The sequence below is a fragment of the Bradyrhizobium sp. USDA 326 genome (assembly GCF_049739485.1).
Classification (GTDB): domain Bacteria; phylum Pseudomonadota; class Alphaproteobacteria; order Rhizobiales; family Xanthobacteraceae; genus Bradyrhizobium.
Window position 1 is genome coordinate 6,557,455 of sequence record NZ_JBMGQA010000001.1, and the last position, 26,167, is coordinate 6,583,621.

Below are 26,167 nucleotides of genomic sequence, written 5' to 3' on the forward strand. Positions count from 1 at the left end.
GATCACGCGGCACGCCTCGCCCGCCGCAGCGTCTCCGAGGGCAGCTCGGCGAAGTGGCGCTTGTAGTCGAGCGAGAACTGGCTGAAGTGCCAGAATCCGTGCTGCACGGCGACGTCGTAAATGGATGTGCCAGCGCCGCCGGCGCGTTTCAGATCGCGCCGTACCCGGTTCAGCCGCATCGCCCGCCAATAGTGCATCGGGCTCGTGCCCAAAACAGCCTGGAAGCAATAGCCGAGCTTGCGCGGACTGGCGCCGGCCGCCTTGCAGACCTCCAGCAGCGACAGCGAATGGTCACCGTTGCCGTGCATCAGCTCGCGGGCGCGATCGACGGTACGCTTGCGCGCGTCCGCGCTGCGGCCGGCATCGATGGGGCGTGCGGTCGGCAGCATGTCCATGATCTCGACGAGGAGGGCGTCTTCGAGCGCCTGCCGGAGGGCCGGGTCTTCGAACCGTTCGGGCGCGGTCGCGATGGCCTCGTGAATGGCCTCAAGATGGGCTCGCAATCGTGCGACCGGCGCCTGCGCCATCTCGATCACCCGCAATTGGTGCCAGACCGTGCGCGGCAGATCGATCTCGAGCCGGGCGGCGAGATCCCGGATCAGCGCTGCACTGGCGACGACACCGCGCAGCTCGAATGACTTCGGCGTGCACATATCGACCTCGGCGTCGACGCAGGCAATGACCCGGGCGCCTGCAACGCTGGCGCCGTTGCAATTGACCTCGCTGTCACCGCGCCAGGGGAGACCGATGCCAAAGCTGTCGGCGCCAAGCTGACCGTATTGGCGGACCTGCTGGCTGGTGATTTCGCGGAACACCTCGACACGGGGCAGAGAGAGCTGGGTGAAGCTGCCTCGAAACGCGCCGGCGCTGATCTGGTCGTAACGCAGCCGCCAGCGGCCGAGCGCGGCACAGTGCTCGTCAACGTCCGTACTGCTCGCCTCAAGCAGGCCGGCAACCGAGTCCTGTACTGGAGGAGTTGCGCTCAAGACCATGATAATGCGTCGGAATTGTTTCGCCAAAGCAAGCAATAAGTGCGCCAAGCCTGGCACGGCCCACGACGGAGTCCAGCAAAATATTGCCGGATCTCGATAACGGCCGATAGCGCCGCGGTGCAGGCTTGCTTCCAGCCGTTCCGGCATCGCAGTCGGGATGGCCCTTGCGGAGGATCGAGTGCGACCGACCGACGTCATGCGCGGCAGTCCACCCGCGCCCGAGGCCCAGGTGACGCGCGCCAATTGGCGCAGCTATCCCGCGATACGCTGGGGCTTTACCCACACCCGGGAAGTGCTGCCGACCGCAGAGGTCCGCCGCTCGGCGCATCCGACGCCGATGCAAAAGGCGCCGCGCGAATTGTCTCAGCTCGGCTTCAAGGGGCCGGACGGCCAGCCGACGACGATCTCGGCCACGCTGCGTGAGACCTTTGGCGATGCACTGCTGGTCATGCATCGGGGCACGCTGATCCACGAATGGTATGGCGACGGCATGAGCGCGACAACGCCGCATCTGATCTGCTCGATCAGCAAGTCGATTGCCGGCACGCTCGGCGGCGTGCTGTCCGCGCGCGGGCTGCTCGATCCGGAGGCGAGGGTGGTGCGTTACGTGCCGGAGTTGGAGAATTCCGTCTACGGCAGCTGCACGGTCCGCAACGTGCTCGACATGGCCGTCGCCATCAAGTTCGATGAAGATTACGAGGACCCTGCCGGCGACGTCGCGCGCTACCGCTTCTCCTCGGGCTGGGATGTGCCGCCCCCAGGCGTCGAGCCGAGCCATCAGCGCGCCTATCTCGCCACGCTGCGCGGCACCGGCAAGCCGCACGGCAAGGTGTTCCACTATGTCTCGACCAACACGGAAGTTCTCGGCTGGGTGTATGAGCGCGCCTGTGGCATGCCTTACCCACGCATCCTCTCCGAATATCTCTGGCAGCCGATGGGCGCGGAGGAGGACGGTTCCCTGACGCTCGACAGCCACGGCATGGGCCGCATCGCTGGCGGTCTGTCCGTCACTGCCTGCGATCTCATCCGCTTCGGCGAGATGATCCGCTGCCGCGGCGTGGTCGAGGGACGGCAGGTGGTGCCGGGCTGGTGGATCGACGACATCCACGAGAATGGCGATGCCAAGGCCTGGGCCGAGGGCGACCTCGCCGATATCTTCCCGGGCGCGCGCTACCGCAGCAAATGGTACACGATCGATCCCTCGCGGTACGATCTCGCCGCAATCGGCATCCACGGCCAGTGGCTCTACATCGACGCGGCTTCCGACACCGTGATCGTCAAGCTCGCGACGCAGCCGAAGGCGATGGACGTTCCGCTTGACCATCGCTGGCTCGCCGCCTTCCGCGCCATCACCGCACATCTCGCCCCGCACTGACTTCTGGACATCATCATGCTCGACCACGCCAAAGCCCGATCGCCCGCCCAGGCCGCCAACGCGCATGCGCTCGATCCTCTGACGACTGAAGAGATCACGGCGGCCAGCACGCTGGTACGTGCGGCCGCAACCTCGCCGGAGAACTGCCGCTTCCCGACGGTACGGCTGGAAGAGCCGACCAAGCAGGAGCTGGCCGCGGGCGGAGCAGGGCGCCGTGCCTTCGTGCTGACACTTGACATCACCACCGGCGAGGCCATCGAGCACGTCGTCGATCTTGGCCGCGCCGAGATCGTCGATCGGAAGCTTCTCCCCAACCGCGACATGCCTTATGGGCAGCCGCCGGTGATGCTGGAAGAGTTCTTCAAGTGCGAGGCGGTGGTGAAGGCCGATCCCGGCTGGCGCGCTGCGATGCATCGGCGCGGGCTTACCGACAAGGACATAGAGCTGGTCCAGGTCGATCCGTTCTCCTCGGGCTTCTTCGACATGGAATTCGAACGCGGCGCGCGCATCGTACGGGCCGTCAGCTTTTTCCGCGAGCATCTGCAGGACAACGGTTATGCGCACCCGATCGAGGGCGTCGTCGCCGTCGTCGATCTGATCGGCGGCAAGGTCATCGATCTCACGGATGCAGATCCGATCGTACCGATCCCGCGCAAGAAGCGAAATTACGGCGCTCACGAGGTCACCAACCCGCGCACCGACATCAAGCCGCTGCATATCGAGCAGCCGGAGGGCGCGAGCTTCAAGGTCGATGGCTGGAAGGTCGACTGGCAGAAATGGAGCTTTCGCGTCGGCTTTACGCCGCGCGAGGGTCTGGTGCTGCATCAACTCGCCTACCAGGATGGCGCGCGCAAACGCTCGCTGATCCACCGCGCCAGCGTCACTGAGATGGTCGTGCCTTACGCCGATCCGACCGAAAACCATTTCTGGAAATCGGCGTTCGATGCCGGCGAATATGGCCTCGGCATGCTCGCGAACGCACTCGAACTTGGTTGCGACTGCCTCGGCAACATCCATTATTTTGACGTGCCGGCGGCCGACAACAAGGGCGAGCCCTTCGTCATGCAGAACGCCATCTGCATGCATGAAGAAGATTACGGAATCGCCTGGAAACACTATGAATTTCGCAACGGCCTGTTCGAGGTCCGCCGCTCGCGGCGCCTCGTGATCTCGTTCTTCGCGACGGTCGGCAATTACGACTACGGCTTCTATTGGTATCTCTACCAGGACGGTACGATCCAGCTAGAGACCAAGCTCACGGGCATCATCCAGACCGCTGCCGTGCCCTCAGGCGAAACCTACAAATGGGGTGGCATGGTCGACGACAATCTGGGCGGGCCGACGCACCAGCACTTCTTCAATGTGCGCCTGCACATGGATCTCGATGGCGGTGGCAACACCGTCACCGAGCACGAGTTCGTGCCGCGGCCATGGGGGCACGACAATCCCCATGGCAACGCTTTCACCACCACGACGCGCGTGCTGTCACGCGAGCGCGACGCGGCGGCGATCGCCAATGGCGAGACCGGCCGGTTCTGGAAGATCAGCAATCCGAATGAATCCAATTCGGTCGGTAGCGCGCCGGCCTACAAGCTCGTGGTCAATCCAAGCCCGCTGATGCTGGCGCAGGAGGGGAGCTATGTGCGCAAGCGCGGCGGCTTTGCCACCAGGCATGTCTGGGTGACTGCGTTCGATGCCGACGAGAAATACGCCAGCGGCGACTATCCCAACGTTCACGCCGGCGGCGACGGCCTGCCGCGCTACGTCGCGCAGAACCGCAACATCGAGAATGCCGACATCGTGGTCTGGCACTCCTTCGGCCATACCCATATCTGCAAACCTGAGGACTTTCCGATCATGCCGGTCGAATATGCTGGCTTCATGCTCAAGCCGACCGGATTCTTCGCGGCCAATGCCGCCGGAGATATTCCACCGGACCGCAACAGCCGCAGCGTGCTGGCGGGCGAGAAGAGCGCCGCCGCAACCTGTTGTCATGCGGACCCGGGATAACGTTCGGCGGCTTATGCCTTCGGCTTCGGCTCGCCGCGCTGATCGCGCGATGCAGCCATCGCATGAGTCGCATTCCGAGCGGAGCGCCGAGTTCAGTCTAGAAATATTCCAATTCTAAAGAAGCGACGTTGGGCGCATTGGTCGCAGAGTCTATTCCCCAGTCTCGATAAATTCTAACAGCGCATCGCTCGCACTCCGGACCGGCCTGCGTTAGGGCGGGACATCAAAAATGATACCGGCGGAGCCGGCGGTGCGTGGGGTCTCAAGAGACGTGACTGACTTCCAACTCTCATCGCGTGACAACACGCGTCGTCTGCAGATTAAGTTGTTTTTCCTCGGGGCAGTCAGCACATTGTCCCTCGTCGTTCCCTTCGGTTCCGTGGAGGCGCAGACGCAAATTCCCGCAGTCACCGTGGAAGCGCCGGCGGAACGCGCCCGTCCGGCCGCGATTGCTTCGTCGCGAAGGGCGGCGGCAACTCGCACCGCACGCGCCAATCGTCGCACTCCCGCGCAGCAGGCCACCCCGACTCAGTCGGCATCGTCGAACGGCGCCACGGGCGAACGCGCCAATGGACCCGTGCGCGGTTTCGTCGCGACAAGGAGCGGCACCGCCACCAAGACCGATACGCCCTTGATCGAGACGCCACAGTCGGTATCCGTCATCACGACCGATCAGATCAGGAACCAGGGCGCAGTCTCGATCGGCGAGGCCCTGCGCTACACCGCCGGCGTGAGCGGCGACGTCAATGGGGGCTCGGACACCCGCTTCGGCGGACTTCCAGATCCGCGGCTTCGACATGACCATGCCGGGCCTCTACATCGACGGCTTGCGGATTCCCTCCAGCAACTACGTCCATTTCAACGGCCTCGATCCCTATGGCGCCGAGCGCATCGAGGTGCTCAAGGGACCGTCCTCCGCGATGTATGGCGGCAGCGGCACCGGCGGCATCCTCAACTACGTGACCAAGCTGCCGACCGCACAGCAGTTCGGCGAGGTCTCGATTTCCGGCGGCAGTTTCAACCGCTATCAGGGCCAGTTCGACATGGGCGGCCCCGCCAACAAGGAAGGCACCGTGCTGTGGCGTCTCACCGGCGTGGTTCGCGACGGCGAGACGCAGGTCGACTTCAGCAAGGATAATCGCGTCTTCATCGCGCCCGCCGTCACCTTCAAGCCGAACGAGGACACCACCATCACCTTGCTCGCCAACTACCAGCGCGATCGAGCAGGGTGGGGTCTCCAGTTCCTGCCGGCCTCGGGTACGGTGTGGCCGAACAACGGCCGCACCATTCCGGTCTCGTTCTTCGCGGGCGTGCCGAGCTTCGATGCCTTCAACACCGAGATCGCGACCGCCGGCTACCAGCTGGCGCACAATTTCACCGACAACATCACATTCCGCCAGAACCTGCGCTACGCCTATCAGCACAACGAGGAGAAAGTGTTTTACGGCGGTGGCTATACCAACGAGGCCGCGGGACAGCTCGCACGTTATGGCAGCTACAGCAACTCCTACATCAACTCCTTCGCGGTGGACAATCAGCTCCAGGGCAAGTTCACCACGGGCTTTCTCGGCCACACCACTCTGGTCGGGATCGACTACCGCAACACCACGTTCCGCGATACCGCGTATAGCGTCACGACGTCAGCCCCCGAGATCAACGTCTTCAATCCGGTCTACAGCTACGACTGGACCATCGGCGCCATGAGCGACAACACCGGGGTCAAGCAGTCGCAGGTCGGGCTTTACGCGCAGGATCAGATCAAGCTCGGCCGGCTCTCGTTCCAGCTTGGCGGCCGCCAGGATTTCGTGACGACGCAAGTCGATAACGGTCTCTCCAACACCTCGGTCGCGAAGGACGCGTCGGCCTTCACCGGCCGGGCCGCCGTGATGTACAATTTCGACAACGGCATCGCGCCCTATTTCAGCTATTCGGAATCCTTCCTGCCGTTGCTCGCGACCGGATTCGGCGGACGAATGCTCAATCCCGAGACCGGCGTCCAGTACGAGGTCGGCGTCAAGTACCAGCCGATCGGCTGGAACGCGCTGTTCACCTTCGCCGCCTTCGACCTGACGCGCGACAACCTTGCGGTGTACGTGCCTGCAGCCACCTTTTACGAACAAATCGGACAGGTGAAATCACGCGGCATTGAGCTCGAAGGCACGATGTCGCTTGCCGACGGCTGGAACCTGCGCGCGGCCTATGCCTATGTCGACGCCATGGTCACGCAGGATCCCGTGAACGTCGGCAAGGCGCCGGTCACCGTGCCGCTCAACCGCGCCTCGCTGTGGAGCGACTATACGCTCCAGAACGGCCCACTGGCGGGCTTGCAGTTCGGCGGCGGCATCCGTTATGTCGGCGCAACCTGGGGCGACGACGCCAACACGTTCAAGGTGGGAGCCTCGACCGTGCTGGATGCGTTGCTCGCTTACACCAAGGACAATTGGCGCCTGTCGCTGAACGTCACCAATCTGGCCGACACGCGCTATGTCGCTGCGTGCTACAGCCTGTCGGGCTGCTTCTATGCGGAAGGGCGCAAGGCCATCGGCAAGCTGACCTACCGTTGGTGAATTCGAACGCGAGACGGTCCGGCTCCGAGGCCGGACCGCTGGATGAGAGTGGAAGGCGATGAGAGCGGTATTCGGCAGGTTGCATCGTTGGGCGGGACTGCTCACGGCTGGGTTCCTGTTCTTCTCCGGCATTACCGGCGCGATCATCTCGTGGGATCACGAGCTCGACGACGTCCTGAACAGCCATCTGTTCGACGTCAGCAGCAAGGGCCCGGCCATTCCATCGATCGAACTGGCCAAGATGATCGAACAGCGCGATCCCCGTGCACGCGTCGTTTACCTCTTCATGACACCGGAAGAGGACCACTCGCTGTGGTTCTTCGTCATGCCGCGGATCGACCCCGCGACCGGCAAGCGTTACCCGCTCGACTATAACCAGGTCTTCCTCGATCCCAACACCGGTGCCGAGCTTGGCCGCCGCTATTGGGGCGCGGTCTGGCCTGTCACGCGTGAGAACTTCGTCTCGTTCCTCTACAAGCTGCACTACACGATGCACATCCCGGAGTTCTGGGGCAGCGACCGCTGGGGCATGCGCGTGCTCGGCGTGATCGCCATCATCTGGACCATCGATTGCTTCGTCGGTTTCTACCTGACGCTGCCCTCACGCCGGCGCGCCAAGGCGGCGCGGGCGCCTGAGGTCGCGCGACAGCTCGAGCGCGGCTTCTGGGCGCGCTGGGCGCCGGCCTGGACCATCAAGACCTCGGGCAGCGCCTACCGGATCAATTTCGACATCCATCGTGCCTTCAGCCTGTGGACCTGGGGCGTGCTCTTTGTCATCGCCTTCACTGCGTTTTCGCTGAATCTCTATTTCGAGGTATTCTCGCCGCTGATGAAGATGGTGTCGAACTATACGCCGACGCCATATGAGCAACGGCCCTATCGCGATCTCGACAATCCCATCGAGCCCAAAGTCACCTTCGCCGATATCGCTGCGCGCGCGGCGGCGGACGGTAAGGCGCGCGGCTGGACGATCCCGGTCGGCTCGATCAATTACGGTCCGGCCCATGGCGTCTATGCCGCCGCCTTCTTCCATCCCGGGGACGACCACGGCGCCGGCGGCGTCGGCCCGGCGCAGCTCTATTACGACAGCGAGGACGGCCGCCCCATCGGCGAGCGGCTGCCCTGGGTCGGCACTGCCGCCGACATCTTCGTGCAGGCGCAGTTTCCGCTGCATTCGGGCCGTATCGTCGGGCTGTTCGGCCGTATTCTGATCTCGGTCATGGGGCTGGTGGTGGCGGCGCTCTCGGTGACCGGCGTCGTGATCTGGTGGCGCAAGCGCCGCGCCCGTGTTCGCGTGCGCGAGACCGCTGCGATGCGCCTGACCCGGCAGCAACTCACGCCGGCAGAGTAGGACTTCCGCATTCCACCGAGGGATGAACCTTCCCGCCCGGCATCGGCACAAAGATGGGAGATCGCTCTCCAGTCTTTCCGGAACTGCAATGAGATTGCTCGCCTTGCTCTGCCTGCTCGTCCTGGCCACGCCTGCCCGTGCTGCCGCGCCGGAGCAGAACTATCTCGGTCTGCGCGATCGCTACATCGCAAAGTTCTCGAAAGCCAGGGAGAGCGACGAGATCTACAAGCAGCACGATGCGGCCCTGAAGGAGCTGGCCGGCGTGCTGCGCGGCCTGGTCGGTCCGGTCGCGATCAAGGGGCTCCGGGCCGAGGGCAGGTCGAACGTCGATACGTTGTTCAAGAGCGACATTGGCTTCGGCCATCTCGACGGGCTCGCTTTCGCGTCCGAAGACGGCAAGACGCGGGCCGTGGTGACGACCACGGCCTTGCTCAAGCACTGGCTGCGCGAGCACCGCGATGACGGCGTGCCGCAGGAGAGCGGCGCGGCGATCAAGGCGGACCGCTTTTACTACCATGCGATCGAGGACGCCGCCTTCGCCAAATATGCCGAGCTGCCGGTCACAAAACCCGCACCCGCCGGCGCGGCAGCCGCCGTGCTCGGCCTGCGCGGCAATGGCGATCTCAAGGGCCCGCCGGACGAGATCGACGTCGTCGCCATAAAGGACGACAAGGTCTATTTCATCGTCACATCTGACGCCGTGAAGACGGCCGAGATCCCGGCCTGCCAGAAGGTCTGGAAGCAGATGATGGCCAGGAAGACCCCGCAGGACGCCATGGCCCGTGAAGATCAGGCGATGGACGCCTACACGAAGTGCTTCGCCAAGGAAGCACCAAGCCAGAGCTGGTACACGGCCGCCGTCAAGAAGGCGCAGAGCCAGCTGGATCTGCTGCCATTGCGCTAGGCGCCGCAGCCCGAGCGTCTGGCGAATCCTCCGCCTGGACCTTCACAGGCAAGGCGGCCGGCTCAGCCGCTGTGGGCGAGCCGGGCTGGCCCGGAACAATAGCTCGATGCTGCGCATCGCCCCGAAATGACTGTTGAGGGCCTCACACCTCGCCTTTGAACTTTCCCGACCGCTCGCGTCACTACTAGTCATAGCCGTGGTGGGAACCGAGGCTCCCTCCAGTGCTCGGCTTTGCGCAGGACACGCCAGTAACGGGAGAAATGGCCATGGGACGCGCGCCGCAACCACTGCCGCAATACACGCCGCCGGGCCCGGTGGAACAGATGCCGAATATGGCGATGCAACCGCAGTGCTCGCCGCTTGCCAAGGTTCACAGCGCCGCCGTCTTTCCCTACGTGGCCAATGAAGTCGCAACGTCCCGCACCGAGGTCGGCCATCTCGGTGTGGACGTCAGTCTGGTCCCGCCGACCGGCATCTGCCAGTATCTCATCATCTGGGATTTCGGCGTCGACTGGCGGCATCTCAAGAACATTGCCAAGCGCGATGCGCTGTTGGCAGCGCAGCTCGTCCGCTTCGAGACCGACAAGTCGTTGCAGTTTCAGATCATCGGATACAGCGACAGCGCCGGGGGCGAACGGAACAACGTCTTCCTGCGCACGGGCCGGGCCAGGAACGTCTTTCACCTGTTCGGCCCAAGCGCCCGCTCGCGCGTCTTCTCCGTCAAGCCCGCTTCACACTACGAGTATCTGAAGGACAACACGACCGTGATGAACAGGGCCGCCAATCGCGCCGTGGTCGTCGAAATCTTCGCCGGCGGCGGGACGATCTAGCCACTTCCTACAGGACGGAGGCTCTCATTTTCGGGCTCGAGTTTCCCGTTGTCGGACCGGACGAGGACAGGAGAACTAGACATGGCCGCCTTTCAAGAGGTCTTCCGCCGCTCCGGCGTCGATGAGCGCCGCAGCCCGCCGGGCATGGTTGTGCCGTTCGGAGGCTCCAACATCGTGGCGCTGATCGACCCCGGAAGAAAGCTCAAAGTCGATCCCAATCCCCATGCCCTCGGGATCAAGGAGATCGATGGCGCCGATACCCTTAGACGCATAGTGCAAGCCAGAGACACCTTCTCCGGACCCGATATCGATCCGCAGCTCAGGGCGGCGTCACTTCCTGCCACCTTCAACGGCGATGCACGGTTCTTCGAAATCAATGGCCGGATCAAGCCGATTGGCTTTCCCGGCCTGGAGGTGGTGGCTCGGTCGGCTGGCCGGAAGATCGAAGCCAGGCTCCATGTGGCCGTGCTGCCGGAAATCAAGATCAAGGTGGCGTTCCGCAACGTCATGGTTCCGGGGATCGGCGCTCCGGCGTTTCACGCCAAGAAGCCCTGCAACGAGCAAGATGAATTGCAGACGATGAACAGTATATGGAGGCCACAGGCCAACATCCGTTTCGAGCGAGTGCCAAGCGACTGGCTGGTCATCGACGACTCGCAGGCTGCCGTCAAACGGGAGCTCGCCAATGCCACTGGCATGAAGGATGCGAGCCTGGCAGCTTTTCCCGATGTGATCGAGGTCGAGAAACTGAAGAGCTTCTTCGTCCAACACAAAGTAAAGGGCGCCCATCTAACCATTTTCTGCGTCGATAAGCTTCGATCCAATGGCTCGTTCCCCAATGGATCGTTTGCTCGATCGTTAGACCTTGCCTTCATCAGCTCACAACGCGGGCCCAACACGTCTGCCCATGAAGCCGGGCATTTTCTCGGCTACTACTCGAAGAGCGCGAGCAAACCTTGGGACAGCCAAGGCCACACGTTGGAGACCGATCCGAAAACCAGAAAAGAAAACAGGGCGGAAGACATCAAGATGCTGATGCGCGCGGGAGGCGCCGGCTGGAAAATTCCGTTCAATCTCGTCAAGGAGTTCCGCGACTTCCCCGGCTAACACTCGGAAGATCGCATGGAAGCTGCAGGGTCCTCTCGCGATTGCAGACGGTACCGAACGGCTTCGCTACGACATCGCGATGAAGCCAGCGCCGCGTACGCTCATTCCGCTCAAAACCACGGAGTGTCCTATGGCTTCGCCTTCACCTACCTCGACGGCGTCGATGGCACCTCCAAGTACCCGACGGGATATCTGAGGGCGACGATGAACCGCCAAAACGTCCGGAGCGACCCATTAATTGATAGGCGGATCTTTCAATCTGAGTTCTACCCGTTCGCAGTCGGTCTCTCCGTTGGGAGATAAACAACATGGCATCACCCGGGAAAATCCAGGAGTACGGATCTCAGGCATCGGATACGATTGCGGCGAAGTTGTTCAACTTTGACGTCGGCAAGTTCGCCATAAAGCCGGAACATTCCAATTGGCTGAATAATGTCGTCGCTCCGAAATTAAGGGACGGAGGAAGCCTTACAATCATAGGACTTGCAAGTCGTACCGGTAGCGACGAGTTCAACATGCTATTGTCGCATAACAGGTTACGGGCCGTAGTTGATTTGCTTCGCAAGCAAGTGCCCAACAATTTCAAAGTCGCGTTCGAGGTGGCGAAAGGGGAACGCGCGGCCATGTATGCAGGTGAAATGGATGGGGTGGAAAACGAGACCTGGCGTGGTGTCATCATCTCAGTTTGGAATAAGCCAAACCCACCGCCGCCACCGCCGCCACCGCCGCCTCAAACGAGACCTCAATACTATCCGGCGGAACGCAAATTCTTCAAGCGTTGGCTCGGCTTCGGCGTCAAGTCTGGTGGGCAGTTGTTGATCGGCGGCGTCGAGAGCACGACCGCGTACGTCGTGAACTTGGGAGATCTGGAGACCTTTGATCTCCAGATTGTTAGCAGTCGGTGGGGACTGGGTCTTGGAGGCAGCGGAGGGGCCGTTGCTGTCATCGGCTTTGGGTTCAGGGTTCCATATGAGTTGGACCATGAATCCTTGAATGACTGGGGCGTCAATGTCGCATTTACCGAAAAGCTGATCTCGAAATCGGCACTGCAATCCATCCATCACAGCAAGTACTTCATCGATGGCTTGAAGAACGGTAAATACGTCGCGCCCACGCTAAATGCGCGAAACGCCTTTACGGCTGTTGGAATACTTCAGAACGTGAGAAATGCACTTCACACGCTGTACGGAGGACTCGAGGCAGCCAAGGGCTCGGGCGTCATTGTGCTTGACTTGCCGCTTTTGGGTGTTGGACTTGAATTGTCCGCTTTCGTGACGCGAGGAAAGATGTACGTCTCGAATCCTTCCCATTGGACTGGACCGAGTTGAAGGCTCGGGCAGCATGCGATGCTGTTCATGTCGCAGGTTTGGTCAGAGGCGGGAAAGGTACGGTAGAATGGGAAGTCGTCGCGATCGCCGCCGTATCCTTTGAACCTCATAAGCCCCGATGAGACCCATCGGAAAACGCGGAGATCATCGGACGGAGCGGACCATGGTGATCAACCTGAAACCCGTCAACTTGGTCGGCTTCTCCATCGCGGAATCCGTTGGCTTGAAGGGTTCGAACCAGCCGGACGATATCTTCGTGATCAAGACGCTGTTGAACGGCATCGCGCCCCAGGATGGCGGGGCCGACGGAACGCTCGATATCAACGATCTGACCAACACGCCGGACGCCATGGAGCCGGTGATCGACGCGATACTCGTGTTTCAGAATGCCCAAACGGGCCTGCTGCACGACGGTCGCGTCGACCCTGAAAAGAATACGATCAAGCGCATGCGTCTGATGTTCAACCGTCGCAAGGGCGGCGGGCTCGACGTGAACGTGACGATCACGCCGGACGGTCCGATATTCGGACCATGCGATGCGCGCGGCTTCAGCGCCGCAAGGCTCAGACTGGTCGGCGGCGAATGGTCGGCATTCGACGGCCTTGCGCCGGTTCGCCAGATGGTTCCGATCGGCAAGACGCGGAAGCTGAAGTTGAAAGGGACAAATGGCGCCGCGGTGGGATTTGCCCTCGAGAGTCCTAAGGTGGAAATCCTCGAACGAACGAGCGACACCGTCACGGTCATCGGACGTCTGGAGGGTGATGCCGACTTGAGCGTCATCGTCGAAGGCCAGAGGGGTCCGATCCCGGTTCGCCTCCAGGTGCGCAAGGCGTCTTCGATTCCGATCGACGTGGTCCATCTCGGTCGGGCGACGCTCGCCAACGGTCTCATGATCGCTACGCAGCGCGCCGTTACCGCCGTCGTCAGTCGGATCTACGACAATCAGGCAAACCTGACGTTCACATCTGGCACAAGCCGAATCGTCGATGCCGTGACCGCCGAAGGCCGGGTAGTGCCGATCGATCCGAACAAGAAGCTCAGCATCCGTTCCGGCTTCGGCCCACTGACCACGGCACAGGATTTCCGATTTGACGATCTCAAGTCGCTCGTCACTAATCGTGCGGCGATCACCATGTTCATCTCAACACAAATCATCGATGACGAGGACTCGAACGTTGCCGGGCGCGGCGATCCCGGCAATCGGATGCTATGGTTCAATCCCGCAACTCCCGGAAGCGTGAACACCAATATTGTGCCCGCGCACGAGATCGGGCATGCCCTCGGTCTGGGCCACATCACGACAAAGAACAACACGGGCTTCCTGATGAACCCGACCGTGCAGTTGAACAACATAATCATCCCATGCGAGACGCTGGTCCAGCTCCCGTCGTGACAACGCACGCCTACCTTTGATGTAGCAATAGCAAAATTCCAAGCTCGGAAGGTCAGGCGCGTATCTCGTCGTCCCCGGCGGTGGTCTGGCGCCGTCGTCTTGAGTTGGATCGCTATCGCATCACGCGACCAGCAAGCCCAGCTTGCCAACCATCGCGAGCGAGCGTTCGACGCTCTCTCGGGTTGACAGCAACAGCGGTTCGGCCGGATTTCCGTCCTTGTCCTTTTGTTCGACCCGGACGGTCGACCCGAATGCTGCGGCCATTTCGGCCGTGATCTGGTCGATGGTACGAGCGCCATCGAGCAGTTGCAGGAAATGCCGCGTACGGTCGTCCTCCAGCTGTACCGTTTGATGGAGCAGGTTGGTGACCAGCGGACCTGTCTGCGACTGCTTGCGGGCCAGCAAGCTCGCCTGCGGGCGGTCGGTAACCTCCTTCAAGAGGAAGGGCGGCGAGACCAGGAAGGAGACCTCGCCGCTGCAGGCCAGGATGTACATCGCATCCGTCAGTACCCGTTCGTCATCATCGGCTCGGCGGCCGTCCAGCAGCGCGCGCGCACCATCCAGCAACTCGCTGAATGACAGCGCCCGCGGCCAGGCCCGTCCGAGGCACAAATGCGCGGCCTTCAGAATCGGATTGGTCACCGTAATCCTGCTGCCATCGTGGTTCTCGAACTCCATCGGGGAATCGTCGGTCAGGCACGCCTGGGGATCGAGCGGGCTGGTCGTGCTCAGGAGGTGATATCGCTTGACGAAATCCACGTCGATCTGCCGGTTGAGGGAAACGTCGTCGTGGCAGAACAAGGTACGACGGAAGCCGTTGCCGTCGACAAAGTCCTGATACTGGTCGCGCGCCATGAACTCGCTCTCCGGGAAGCGCTGCAGCGTGGCGCGGACCTCCTCGGAATGGCCGGCGAGATAGCGGCGCGCGAAATGGGAATCGCCGAGATACTGCAGGCCGTGGCGGGCGGCATCCTCGGCGACCTCGTGCAGCAGGAAGGCGGTTGCGTCGTCGTCGAGGTCGTCGTGAAACAACAATTCGTCCGGAGCCTTGAGGACACGATTGTACTGGTCCCGCATGATCGCACCATGCACCGTGTCGGCCTTGGAGCCCTCGCTCAGGAACTTCAGGATCGCGCGGGCCTGTCCGACCTTCTCCTTCATGCCGGTGAGGCGGCGGGTGTGATACCGCATCATGTCGCGGACCATGTCGCGAAGATGGGAGAATGGGTGCGCATTGTAGCTGACATAGCAGACCCCGCGCGGCGCCAGATTCTGCTTGAAGATCGCCATGATCTTCTCGCGCACGTGGGGCGGTACCCAGGAGTAAACGCCGTGCGCAATGATGTAGTCGAACTTCCCGAAGCTTGCGTCGACATTCATGATGTCGCAGTGCAGAAGCTTGATGTTGTTCAGACCCAAGGTCGCGATATTCTGCTGGCCGCGCTCGATCGTCACGCCGCTCAGGTCGACGCCGACGAATTCACTGTCCGGGTATTGAAAGGCCATCGGCAACAGGTTGCCGCCAACGCCGCAGCCGAGCTCCAGTACCCGACAATGCTCGACCGGAGCAGGCTGCATGCCGTAAACGGTGGCGATCGTTGCGAGATGATTGGGGTGGGTGAGCCCGTAGACGTGGCCCGGGTAGTAGACCTCATCATACGGTGTGGGGCCGGTAACCGGATGGCGATGCTGCGACTGAATGTTCATCGCGCTCAGCTCCACGAATATGCGAACTTGTCGTCCGCGATCGAGACGCGTGTCTGCCTGATCTCTTCCTTGGCAAGCGATTTGCTGAGAAATTCGCGCGACAGCTCCGGCAGCAGGGTATTGGTGATGATGTTGTCGATCATGCGTCCGCCGGAGTCCGGATCGTTGCAGCGTGACACGATGTGCTCCACGACTGCATCGTCGTAGCTGAAGGCCGCGTTGTGATTGTCGCGCAGTCGCCGTCCGATGCGGTCGAGCTGCAGCCGGGCGATGCCGGCGAGCATCTCGTCCGAGAGTGGGAAGTAGGGGATCGAAACGATGCGCCCGAGCAGTGCGGCAGGAAATACCTTGAGCAATTCCGGCCTCAGCATCCTGGCGAGTTCTTCCGGCTCACTACGATACTTCGGATCGCGCGAAAGCCCCATGATCAGATCGGTGCCGACGTTGGTGGTCAGGATGATCAAGGTGTTCTTGAAGTCGATCCGTCGCCCGTTGCCGTCCTCCATGACTCCTTTGTCGAACACCTGGAAGAAGATCTCGTGGACGTCGGGATGGGCCTTCTCCACTTCGTCGAGCAGGATGACACTGTAGGGCTTGCGCCGGACAGCCTCCGTGAGGCGACCGCCTTCGCCATACCCGACATAGCCGGGAGGCGCTCCCTTGAGGGTCGAGACCGTATGCGCCTCCTGGAACTCCGACATGTTGATCGTAATCATGTTCTGCTCGCCGCCGTAGAGGGTTTCGGCGAGCGCCAGGGCGGTTTCGGTTTTGCCAACCCCGGACGGTCCGGCCAGCATGAACACGCCGATCGGTTTCGACGGGTTGTCCAGCTTGGCACGGCTGGTCTCAACTCGCTTGGCGATCATCGTCAAGCCGTGGGACTGGCCGACCACGCGGCGGTTGAGGATCTCCGGCAGCTTCAGCACGGTTTCGATCTCGTCCCGCATCATCCGGCCGACCGGGATGCCGGTCCAGTCGGACACCACGGACGCCACCGACTGCTGGTCCACATGGGCGTAGACCATCCGTTTTTCCGGATTGATGCCCTCCAGCGTCTCGAACTTGCCGCGCAGCTCAGCGCGCTTGGCGGCCGGATCCTGATCTTCCTTGGGTTCGGACAGGATGTCACGAATGCTGCGGATGTCCTTGACTAGCTCCTGCTCCTTGGCCCAGTCGGCCTCGAGATTCGTCAACTTGTCCTTCAGTGCTGCGATATCGCTGTCGATCGCGGCAGCGCGCTCGTTGTCCTCGATGCCCAGGTCGCTGTCGTTGACCAGCGCCGATTTCTCAGCTTCGCGAGCGGTGATCGCGACGCGCGTATCCTCGATCAAGGCCGGTGTCGCGCTCTGGCTGATCGCCACGCGGGCCGAAGCGGTGTCGAGCAGGCTGACGGCCTTGTCCGGTAGCTGTCTCGAGGGAATGTAGCGGTGCGAGAGGTTGACGGCTGCAACGATTGCAGCATCGGAAATGCGAACACCGTGGTGCTTTTCCATCGGGCCGAGAAGACCCCGTAGCATCACGCAGCAGGTCTCGACGTCAGGTTCGTCGATCTGGATCGGCTGGAAGCGCCGCGTGAGCGCGGGATCCTTCTCGATGTACTGGCGATACTCAGCCCACGTGGTGGCGGCGATCGTGCGCAGCGTGCCACGGGCGAGGGGAGGCTTCAGGAGGTTGGCTGCATCACCGGTGCCGGCCGCGCCGCCGGCGCCGATCAGTGTGTGAGCTTCATCGATGAACAGGATGATAGGGGTCGGTGAACTCTGCACCTCATCGATCACCGAACGCAGCCGCTGCTCGAATTCGCCCTTCATCGAGGCGCCGGCCTGCATCAGGCCGATGTCGAGCGCGCAGAGCCTGACACCGCGTAGCGGTGGCGGCACGTCGCCGGCGGCAATTCGTTGGGCGAATCCCTCGACCACGGCCGTCTTGCCGACGCCGGCTTCGCCCGTGAGGATCGGATTGTTCTGCCGCCGCCGCATCAGAACGTCGATCAGCTGGCGGATCTCTTCGTCCCGACCCAGGATCGGGTCCATCTCGCCCGACTTGGCCTTGGCTGTGAGATCCTGCGAGAACCGGTCGAGCGGCGTCGTGCCCTTGGGGCTTGCCTGATCCGCACCCTCCGCGCCGGCGCCGACCAGCCCCGAGCCGTCCATCGGACGCATGGATTCCTCGTCGGAGCCGGCCCAGATGGCGCGGCGCTCCGCGGCCAATGCGTCGACGTTCACCTTTGCAAATTCCTGGGAGAGGTTGTTCAGCGTGCGACGGATGTCATTCGACTTGAGCCCGGCCACCAGCAGATGGCCGGTGCGGATCTGGGTTTCGCCGAAGAAGAGCGTGGCGTAGTGCCAGCCGCGATCGAGAAGATCGATGACCGGATTGGCGACGCCCGGCATATCGGTTTCGTTCTTGCGGAAGCCGTTGATCACGCCAGCAAGGTCCGACAGCAACCGTGACCGGTCGAGCTTGTAGTGGTCGACCGAGAGGCTGAGGTCGGTGCGGTCTTGCTGCAGGATATGAAAGAGCCAGTGCGCAAGCTCGACGTTGCGGTTGCCAGCGCTCTTGGCGTGGCGGAGGGCCTGTATGAAGGCGTCATAGCCAGCCCGGTTCAGCTTGCCGGTTACCGCTTCAAGGCTGATGTCGGTCACGGCGGCCCTCCTGCTCAATTGCTCCGCGGATGCCTCGCACCTGGCGGAATTGCCTCGAATCCCATGATGTTAGGACAACAGGTGCGGCCGATAGGTTCAAATCGCCGCTGCATCCGCTGCGCTGCTCCGACGGGCTCTCAAGCGCTCGCCAAGCTGAAAGCGGGCATCGCGGCGATATTCTTCCGTGGACGTCCAGTTCGGCGAGACCCAGGTGGTCCATCCAAGTCGTCCGCTCTGGCCGAGTCTGACCGGGACGACCTCTCCCGCTGGAATGGCGAGTTCAACCTCCCATTCCAGTTCGTCGCCGATATAAAAGAAGACGGCGTCCGCCAGCGGCTCCGACAAGTTGCGGCTTTCGGTCGGCAGGAACTGCTCGTATTGAGCAAAATTCTTGACGAAGACCCGAACCCTGATCTTGTCCTCGACGCTGAACACCCGTGAGCCGAGAAGAGCGTCTCGACCGAGGCTGGCATGGGCCTGTCCGATCCGGCTGCAGTGACTTGGGTCGAACGCGAGCCAGGTCCCGACAAACTCGTCGATCTCGACTTTGACATCGAACAGCCCCTGCAGGAACCGCGTCAGCCGTGACGCGCATTTCGCCCTTGGGGCGATAAGCCCGGCGAAGCCGAGCTTCGCCATGTCCGGTACCGTGTCCCGATTGGCGAAGACGTCGGAGCCTAGGCCCGCGAAGGAGCCGACATAGGCGATGAAGCGATCCTCTGCCGGCCGATCGTGCTGCGCGATCGGCCGCGCATCGGCCCAGGCGCGAAAGAACAGCTGCAGGAACCGCCCGTTGAGCAGGTCGAGAAATCGCGGGAAAGCATCATCCCGCATCAGCCACCAGCTGAGACTTTCATCGGTGCTGGCAAGCGGCAGCGCACCCTGCGGCCCGAGCAGACCCAGAAACTTGACGAGTATCCTGAGCCGGCCGTTCTGGTCGTCGACCACTGCAAGATTGGAGGCGGGGAACTCCAGATAGGGGACTTGACCGAGGTCGACATACTCCTCGCGGCGAGCGGCGCTGTCACCGATCCGCGGTCGATCCCGGTTGGCTCGCTCCAGCTGGCGCAGCGTATTGAAGAAATCGAACCGCCAGGGTTCGGACTTCATCTGGTCGATCAGCGTCACAACGGTCTCCGCGTGCCCATGCGCGGTTGCCACCGCATGATCTCGCCGCGCTCCGGCGTTGAGATGACTGTCTGGGTGAACGTGTTGAAGCCCGAATAATCGGCGAAGAAACGCTCCAGTACCGCTCCGAGCAAGAACACGCCGCTCCCCTCGAAAGCCTTCTCGTCCAGTACGACGCTGATCTCCAGCCCGCGCGCTGCGCCGCTCCCCGTGCGCTCTCGCACCCGCCGCACCACCGGCCGGCTTTCGATCGTGCGCACGCCGCGGATCTTACGTTCCGTGGCGTCGTCGTACTGGTCGGCGAACAAAGACAGCATTTCGCGCAGCGCTCCGGCGTTCTTGCCGCCACCACGCTCGACAAGGCCGAGGTAGTTCAGGCTCAGCATGTTGATCAGCCGCCAACTGACAACTCCGCTATTGGCGATCTCGCTGCGGCTGCGCAACTGAGCCACCACCGGCTCCCGTGGACGTGTGGGACCGGCGACGCACACCAGATCGAGGGACGTATCATCCAGCAGGCGGAAGTCGGCGCCGCCGTGGCCAACCGGCAGGTGCTCCGTGAGGTGCCGATTGGAGCACAGCGCCCGGACGCTGAGTTCGGCAACCGGGTTTTCTCCTTTCAGCTCACCGGGCTCGAGCAGTGACAGGAACATGTCGGTCCCGGTGTAGTCGGACGATGAGCCATACGTCTTCTCCTCCATCGTGCGGCGTCGAGGCAGGCGGCGGACGGTGAAATAGAGACCCTCGACCGATCCGCTGGCCGGGTTGACGGCAGCCGAATACAGCGGGCGCACCAGCCGCTTGTCCTTCTCCGCCGGAAGGTGCGCGTAGACTTCGATCACCTGGTGCGGTTCGTATTCGAGATAGCGACTACGATCGGCCACCACGTGGTATTCGTGGGTATTCGATTTGACGGGGATGCGATCGCTCGTCTTCTCGAACAGATTGATCGCCGGCGCAGTATAGAGCTTGAAGCTGTCGGGACGCACCGCGGCGGCAAGCCGCGAATTGTGTTCATCGAAAGCGAAGACGATGTCGATCGACTTGCTGCGCAGCCGCGGCATCACGCTCCGAAGTCCGGTGAGGTTCACCCCAAGGAACTTGCGTGGAAATACGAAATATTCCCGCAGCAGCTCCGAGCCTCGGAAGATCCGATTGTCGTTGGGAAACAGCGACTCGTTCTCATCGAAGCCGATCTGCTGAACGCAGTCGGGCGGCGCACGCGTCACCACGGGATCGCCGAAGTCGTCGAGATGGCGGAAGTAGACACCCCTGCAATTCGAGATCAATTGCTCGTAAAGCGCGATGGAATCTGACTCCGCGCCGGTGAGGTAGATCGGGAGCTCGCCCACGCGGCAGCCTGCAAACCAGGTTTCCGGTTTGGTCCGGGCTTCGGTGTCGGGCGGTTCCTCATCGAGCCGGGCCGCGGTACGGTGGGTCAACGACAGTCTCAGTCCCGCTATGACATCGCCGCCGACCGGTATCCCGAGTGCCTGCAGTGCGCCGGCTGTCGAAAAGTATTCGGCACCGCCGAGGTCGAACGGCCAAAGCACGATGTCGCGGCAAAGTCGAAATCGGCAGGCGAGGCTTCGTTCTCTCTCGCGGTACGTGGCGTCGAAATACGCGCCGCGCGCGATCTTCTTGCCGTCGCGCAGCGCCGGATCCGCATAGGGGGGCTGCGCCGCGACCAGCATGGCCGACGGAGTCGGGGCAAGATAGTTAGGAACCAGCTGTTCGAGCAGGTTTGTAGTGAATTCCGGAAATTCGTGCTTGAGCTTCAGCTGGACGCGGGCGGCGAGAAACGCGGCGCCCTCCAGCAGGCCGGTGATCATCGGATCCGAGCGATCCCGGATCAGGCCGCCGAGGCGTTCCGCGATTCCGGGGAATTCTTCGGCGAAGTCTCCCGCCTGCTCGTATAGCAGCGACAGTTCACGATTGTAGAAGTCCAGGAATTCGCGGTTCATGCTAAAGTCGGTTGATCTGAATATCGCCGCTGTCGAGCTCGACGTCGGCGACGAATTCCACGGGAACGTTGAGCGGTTCGGCTTTCATGTCGGCGTGAACGATGAAGCGCAGCTTGAGCTGCTCGGGGCCGACCGAGCCGTCGCGGCGGACGCGGATTGTCTTGCGATCGAGCCTCGGCTCGAAAGTCGTCAGGGTCTCGCGCAGCGCGTCGCTGAGTTCATCGTCCGTGACCTCGTCGATCGAGCGATGGGCAATATCGGGGAAGCCGTAGTTCAGGATCGACTTTCGCACGCAATCCCGGCCGGTCATGTCCAGCGTCGATTCCAGAGCGATCGTATTCAGGAGCGTTTCGAGGTCATGGGAGACCTCGCGCCTCAGCAATGTTTCCGAGATCGGATGGCGTCCCGTGCTGCGCCGGCCTGCGATGATCCGTTCACCGGACTGGTCGCGCAGATTGAGCTCCTTGCGCGCATCACGTGCCTCGTGAGCCGCGCGAAAGGCCAGCATGAGCGGTGGAGAAAGCCGATCTTTTTTGGGCGTAAGCGTCATTTCGGTCCCCATGTCGGCCAGCGCTTATGCAGCTTCGGGGGCGGCAATTGGCGTCCGGCGTGACCTGCCGTGATCAAGCGTCCAGCCCGAAAGCCGGGATAGCCCTAAAGGTGCGGGCGGGATCGCGTCGTATGGCACCGGTTTCCGCTATCGGTAACCGGCGCCAGACGATGACCCGTAGATCAAGCCCATTCCTTGTTGGCAGGAACGTCCCAGCCGAATGTCGGCGACGCGCCGGCGGCGCCCTTCTCCGTCTGGGTCTTGTAGGTCATCTTGACCTTCGCAAAGTTCAGACTCACGTTCTCGGTGAGACGATCTTCGCCGTGCGACCCGCCGGTCGACACGCTGGTGACCAGAACCTGCTTCATCTCGATCTTGAGATATTCCAGCGGGTTCTCGCCGGCCTTGCGAACGGTGAGGATCGCGGTGTCAATGTGCTTGCCATTCGCGCAGACCTTGAACAGTTCCGGCGTGGCCTTGTCGACGAAGTGCGTGAAGTGGAGATCCTGGACGCTGACCTTGCCGGCGCCGCCGCCGGATCCGCTGTGGAATGTACCGGTCTGGCTTTCGCCGAAAGACCAGCTCAAGACATCGATTTCGTCGGGGTGTTTGTCGTCCTTCGATTCGCCCTTGATCGGATCGAGTTTCAAGAAAATATCGACAGCCATAGCATAGTCCTCTCAAAAATCTTGATATTGAAGGTCGTGATGGCGTGACGTCAGGAGCTCGGGCCCGGCAGGCGCGAGACGAGGCTGAGGCCGACGTCCATCGCTTCAAGTTGAAAGTGGGGACGGAGAAAGAAGCGTGCGTTGTAGTATCCCGGGTTCTCCTCGTTTGCTATGACCTCAACCTTCGCAGCGGCCAGCGGCTTGCGCGCTTTCTGAGCTTCTGACGAGAGGGCTGGATTGGCATCAACGTATTCGTTGATCCAGGTCTGCAGCCAGACCGTCAGCTCATCCTTCTCCTTCATGGATCCGATCTTGTCGCGAACCATGCACTTCAGATAGTGCGCAAAGCGAGACACTGCGAACATGTAGGGCAGACGTGACGATAGGTTGTCGGACGCGGTTGCATCCACGCCTTTCTCGCCGAAATACTTTTTCGGCTTGTAGAGCGACTGCGCACCGATGAAGGCCGCCTTGTCGGTGTTCTTGCGATGGATCAGCGGGATGAGGCCCGCCTTTGCAAGTTCGTGCTCGCGACGATCGCTAATGGCGATCTCGGTCGGGCATTTCAGGTCGACGCCGCCGTCGTCGGTCGGGAACGTGTGCGTCGGCAGGTTGATGACCTCGCCGCCGGACTGCACACCGCGGATGCGCGTACACCAGCCGAACTCCTTGAAGGCGCGGTTGATATTGACTGCCATCGCGTAGGCGGCGTTGATCCAGCCGTATTTGTCGCCGGTATGCCCGTCGGTTTCTTCCTCGAAGGCGAACTCCTCCACAGGCTCAGACTTGGCGCCGTAGGGGAGGCGACCCAGTACCCGCGGCATGCAGAGACCGAGATAGCGTGAGTCATCCTGGTCGCGCAGACCCTTCCATGCCGCATATTCCGGCGTGTCAAACACCTTGCCGATATCGCGCGGATTGGACAGTTCGGTCCACGAATCCATTCCCATCAGCGTGGGTTCGGCCCCGGCGAAGAAGGGGGCGTGGGCCGCGCCGGCAATCTTGCTGAGATCGCGCATCAACTGCACGTCGGTGGGCAGATGGCTGAAGTAGTAGTCTCCGATGAGGCAGCCGAACGGCTCGCCACCGAGCTGGCCGAACTCGTACTCGTAGACCTGCTTGAACAGCGGGCTCTGATCCCAGCGGGCGTCCGGGTAAAGCCGGAGGTTGCGATAGAGCTCACTCTTGGAGACGTTCATCACGCGAATCTTGAGATTGGCGTCCGTCTCGGAATTGAAGACGAGGTAATGCAGACCGCGCCAGGCGCTTTCGATCGCCTGGAACTCCGGTGCGTGGAGGATCTCATTCATCTGCGCGGTGAGCTTCTGGTCGATCCGCGCGATCATCTCCTCGATCGTGTCGAGGACGTCGGATTTGATGACGCTGGTGTCCTTCAACGCCTCCTGGACGAGCGTTGATACCGCGTTCTCGACTTCGGTCGCCGCGCGTTCAGTGCGAGGCTTGAAGCTTTGCTTCAGCAGGGTCGCGAACTCGTCAGCCTCGACGGTCCCGAGCTGAGTAACGGTTGCTTTCTGAGCTTCTTTTGCCATGGTCCCCAGTCCTTCCCTTATTTCTCAACGTCGGGTTCGGTCGGCTGGCTGGCTGCGCGCTCCTGCAGCGCGGCCATCAGTTGCGGATCGCTGAGAAGCTTCTTCAACTGATCCTCGGCGGCCACCTTGCCGTCCATGTAGCGCAGCAGGTTGGCGAGCTGTTCGCGTGCCTCCAGCAGCTTGGCCGTGGCTGGAACTTGCCGAGCGATTGCCACCGGTGAGAAGTCGGCCATCTTGTTGAAGCGCAGGGCAACGGAAATCTTCTCGTCGGGCGCATCGCCCAGACGATTAGCCACGCGTGTCGTCACGCCGGGCTGAATTGCCGCCATGCGGTTGTCGAAATTGTCCATGTCGAACTCGAGGAATTTGCGCTCCTCGACCTTGGACTTCTCGACGCCGGCGTTGTTGCCGGAAAGGTCGGAGAGGACGCCCATGACAAACGGCAGCTCGATCAGCCGCTCGGCGTCGTAGGGATCTTCGTAGGTGATGTGCACGCGCGGTGCGCGGTTTCGCCGAATGAATTTTTGACCGCTGTCCGTAGCCATTGGCTGCCCTCTCTACAAAATCGCTTTGGAAACCGACTTGCGCGACGCAGGCTGATAAGGCGGCTCAACTCGCGGTCGACAAGCTTCCTTATGTCCTGTTAGTGCCGTCGAGCGAAAAGCGGGTTCAATGCGATTTGTCGATTGTCTTGAGCGCCCCCTCGGGCAGGACGTCATTCAAGAGGCTGAGGAAGTCTCGCTGCGCGAGATCGCGCGCGCGATCGACCAAAAAAGGGATCGGGCTGGACGGCTCTGCGGCTCGGAAAAATGCCGCCACCTTTGCCAGCAGGCCCAGAGCTTGAGTTCTGTTTTCTACACAAAAAACAATATCTTGAGATGCGTTCTCGACCGTGGATGAGGGTGTTATGGCGAGCTCCGCCATCCGCTCGATCGGCAGGTCGAAAACCTTGTCGCGTCCGATGTTGATCGCAGCGCTCTCCACGTGGCTGGGCACCAGCATCCGCATCACCTCGATGAATGACTTGCCGACCATTTCCTGCGCCTGGCGCACCAGCAACAGCGCCGGGTTGGACGGTTCCATTCGGGAGAAATAGTCCGCCGCGGCCGCAAGTGCTGCGGTGGCCTGCGCTGACGAAGCCAGCGCGCCGGTCGTTTCCAGTGGCGCTTGCGCGTCGGCCGGTGCGGCATCGTCCGATAGCGCGGCCACTGCGGCCGGATCACGCTCCGTGACAAGACCCGCAAGCCACGCGGCCATACCGTTTACGACTCCGGAGACTCGATCGAGGCTGATGGATTGACCCGTGTTCAACTTTTCGTGCCAGATCGCCTTGAGGCTCGAAATTTCAGCCGCGACCGCCGAGCACCGGGCACTCACGGCCTTGAGGGTGTCGAGATCGGTATCGCCGATGATGCGCTCGATGGTCGCTAGATCGGGGCCGCCCGCGTCGGCATCGCCGGGGGCAACTTCGCCTTTGGCGACCTGATAGGCCCGGTAATTGAGGCTGCCATGCCTGCGGTTCTCGATCAGCGGAAGGAATTGGAGGGGATTGATCACGGTTGGAAACACATCGATCGCCTCGACCGTGACGGCCCGAAGCGCATAGTCGCCGTCTTGGGCCCTGGGATGCACCGCTTCCCACTGATCCCTGAGCAGCGTGGTGGTCGCCTTCAGGCAATTCAGAAAGCCGTCGAGATCCCGGTTGAGGATGGAGAACTTGGCCAGCAGCATGTTCAGGCGCAGATCGCGGGTGCGCGCCAGAAGGGGCCGTACGGCCTCAAACTGGCCCGCGATATCGACGGCCTTCGGATCGAAGCGTCCGCGCTCTCCGTTGGCGTTGACGACCTCGAAATACGACATCGGCAGCAGGGATTCCGCACCTGCGAAAAAATTGAGGTACTGGATGTCGCCGGCGGCGTCGAGGTCCGGCCCGCAGGGATCATCGGCCGCTATGGCCTGGGTGAGGGATGCGACGTCGAGCATGCGAGGATCGTCCGTCTCCTAAGCCATCCGCCCCTCTGCCGAAGCCCGTGTCGTCCAGCGGATCGGGCAGGGGAGGATCATGATCTGATTGCCTTGGTAGGTCAGATCCATGATG

General features: G+C 62.0%; 19 protein-coding genes and 1 pseudogene. 9 read left to right on the forward strand and 11 right to left on the reverse strand.

Annotated elements, in window-relative coordinates; genetic code table 11:
• Window positions 1-2 precede the first annotated feature (2 nt).
• The gene (locus ABIG06_RS30995; protein ID WP_370140949.1) at window positions 3-992 is read right to left on the reverse strand and encodes a helix-turn-helix domain-containing protein; all 990 of its coding nucleotides are present in this window, start codon (window positions 990-992) and stop codon (window positions 3-5) included.
• Window positions 993-1,170: 178 nt separating this feature from the next.
• Between ABIG06_RS30995 and ABIG06_RS31000 the strand changes: the two genes are divergently transcribed.
• Together ABIG06_RS31000 and ABIG06_RS31005 are read left to right on the forward strand one after the other, a co-directional pair.
• A complete protein-coding gene (locus ABIG06_RS31000) occupies window positions 1,171-2,367 on the forward strand; it encodes a serine hydrolase domain-containing protein (protein ID WP_370139787.1) in 1,197 nt (398 codons plus the stop codon).
• A 15-nt stretch (window positions 2,368-2,382) separates the two neighbouring features.
• The gene (locus ABIG06_RS31005) at window positions 2,383-4,377 is read left to right on the forward strand and encodes a primary-amine oxidase (protein WP_370139788.1); all 1,995 of its coding nucleotides are present in this window, start codon (window positions 2,383-2,385) and stop codon (window positions 4,375-4,377) included.
• A gap of 528 nt (window positions 4,378-4,905) precedes the next feature.
• On the opposite strand, the gene ABIG06_RS31010 is transcribed toward ABIG06_RS31005, so the two are convergent.
• A complete protein-coding gene (locus tag ABIG06_RS31010; RefSeq protein WP_424578596.1) occupies window positions 4,906-5,040 on the reverse strand; it encodes a hypothetical protein in 135 nt (44 codons plus the stop codon).
• Between ABIG06_RS31010 and ABIG06_RS31015 the strand changes: the two are divergent.
• The 7 genes and pseudogenes from ABIG06_RS31015 to ABIG06_RS31045 all read left to right on the forward strand — a co-directional run bounded on the left by ABIG06_RS31015 (window position 5,009) and on the right by ABIG06_RS31045 (window position 13,857).
• Window positions 5,009-6,944 (forward strand): annotated as a pseudogene (locus tag ABIG06_RS31015) (TonB-dependent siderophore receptor). The gene ABIG06_RS31010 and the pseudogene ABIG06_RS31015 sit on opposite strands and share 32 nt — an antisense overlap.
• 58 nt (window positions 6,945-7,002) lie before the next feature.
• A complete protein-coding gene (gene fsrB, locus ABIG06_RS31020) occupies window positions 7,003-8,295 on the forward strand; it encodes a siderophore utilization protein FsrB (RefSeq protein ID WP_370139789.1) in 1,293 nt (430 codons plus the stop codon).
• A gap of 88 nt (window positions 8,296-8,383) precedes the next feature.
• On the forward strand, window positions 8,384-9,199 hold the full coding sequence (locus ABIG06_RS31025; RefSeq protein WP_370139790.1) for a hypothetical protein: 816 nt from the start codon (window positions 8,384-8,386) through the stop codon (window positions 9,197-9,199).
• A gap of 266 nt (window positions 9,200-9,465) precedes the next feature.
• Window positions 9,466-10,029: a hypothetical protein gene (locus ABIG06_RS31030; RefSeq protein ID WP_370139791.1), complete on the forward strand. Its 564-nt coding sequence runs from the start codon at window positions 9,466-9,468 to the stop codon at window positions 10,027-10,029.
• An 81-nt stretch (window positions 10,030-10,110) separates the two neighbouring features.
• Window positions 10,111-11,136, forward strand: a complete 1,026-nt coding sequence (locus ABIG06_RS31035) for a hypothetical protein (protein ID WP_370139792.1) — start codon at window positions 10,111-10,113, stop codon at window positions 11,134-11,136.
• Between the two features lie 308 nt (window positions 11,137-11,444).
• Window positions 11,445-12,464, forward strand: a complete 1,020-nt coding sequence (locus ABIG06_RS31040) for a hypothetical protein (RefSeq protein WP_424578473.1) — start codon at window positions 11,445-11,447, stop codon at window positions 12,462-12,464.
• 163 nt (window positions 12,465-12,627) lie between these two features.
• A complete protein-coding gene (locus ABIG06_RS31045; RefSeq protein WP_370139794.1) occupies window positions 12,628-13,857 on the forward strand; it encodes a matrixin family metalloprotease in 1,230 nt (409 codons plus the stop codon).
• Window positions 13,858-13,977: 120 nt separating this feature from the next.
• On the opposite strand, the gene ABIG06_RS31050 is transcribed toward ABIG06_RS31045, so the two are convergent.
• The 9 genes from ABIG06_RS31050 to ABIG06_RS31090 all read right to left on the reverse strand — a co-directional run bounded on the left by ABIG06_RS31050 (window position 13,978) and on the right by ABIG06_RS31090 (window position 26,052).
• Entirely contained in the window at window positions 13,978-15,564 is a 1,587-nt protein-coding gene (locus tag ABIG06_RS31050; protein WP_370139795.1) for a methyltransferase regulatory domain-containing protein, read from the reverse strand.
• Between the two features lie 5 nt (window positions 15,565-15,569).
• Window positions 15,570-18,209, reverse strand: a complete 2,640-nt coding sequence (gene tssH, locus ABIG06_RS31055) for a type VI secretion system ATPase TssH (protein ID WP_370139796.1) — start codon at window positions 18,207-18,209, stop codon at window positions 15,570-15,572.
• 96 nt (window positions 18,210-18,305) lie between these two features.
• The gene (tssG, locus tag ABIG06_RS31060) at window positions 18,306-19,370 is read right to left on the reverse strand and encodes a type VI secretion system baseplate subunit TssG (protein WP_124160951.1); all 1,065 of its coding nucleotides are present in this window, start codon (window positions 19,368-19,370) and stop codon (window positions 18,306-18,308) included.
• Window positions 19,334-21,301 (reverse strand): type VI secretion system baseplate subunit TssF, encoded by a 1,968-nt coding sequence (tssF, locus tag ABIG06_RS31065; RefSeq protein ID WP_370139797.1) that lies wholly within the window; start codon window positions 21,299-21,301, stop codon window positions 19,334-19,336. Before tssF ends, tssG begins: the two co-directional genes overlap by 37 nt.
• A 1-nt stretch (window position 21,302) precedes the next feature.
• Window positions 21,303-21,851: a type VI secretion system baseplate subunit TssE gene (tssE, locus tag ABIG06_RS31070; protein WP_124160953.1), complete on the reverse strand. Its 549-nt coding sequence runs from the start codon at window positions 21,849-21,851 to the stop codon at window positions 21,303-21,305.
• A 182-nt stretch (window positions 21,852-22,033) separates the two neighbouring features.
• Window positions 22,034-22,519, reverse strand: a complete 486-nt coding sequence (locus ABIG06_RS31075) for an Hcp family type VI secretion system effector (protein ID WP_018318179.1) — start codon at window positions 22,517-22,519, stop codon at window positions 22,034-22,036.
• 50 nt (window positions 22,520-22,569) lie between these two features.
• Window positions 22,570-24,069 (reverse strand): type VI secretion system contractile sheath large subunit, encoded by a 1,500-nt coding sequence (gene tssC / locus ABIG06_RS31080; protein WP_199751570.1) that lies wholly within the window; start codon window positions 24,067-24,069, stop codon window positions 22,570-22,572.
• Between the two features lie 17 nt (window positions 24,070-24,086).
• A complete protein-coding gene (gene tssB, locus ABIG06_RS31085) occupies window positions 24,087-24,614 on the reverse strand; it encodes a type VI secretion system contractile sheath small subunit (RefSeq protein ID WP_370139798.1) in 528 nt (175 codons plus the stop codon).
• A 124-nt stretch (window positions 24,615-24,738) separates the two neighbouring features.
• The gene (locus ABIG06_RS31090; RefSeq protein ID WP_370139799.1) at window positions 24,739-26,052 is read right to left on the reverse strand and encodes an ImpA family type VI secretion system protein; all 1,314 of its coding nucleotides are present in this window, start codon (window positions 26,050-26,052) and stop codon (window positions 24,739-24,741) included.
• Window positions 26,053-26,167 lie beyond the last annotated feature (115 nt).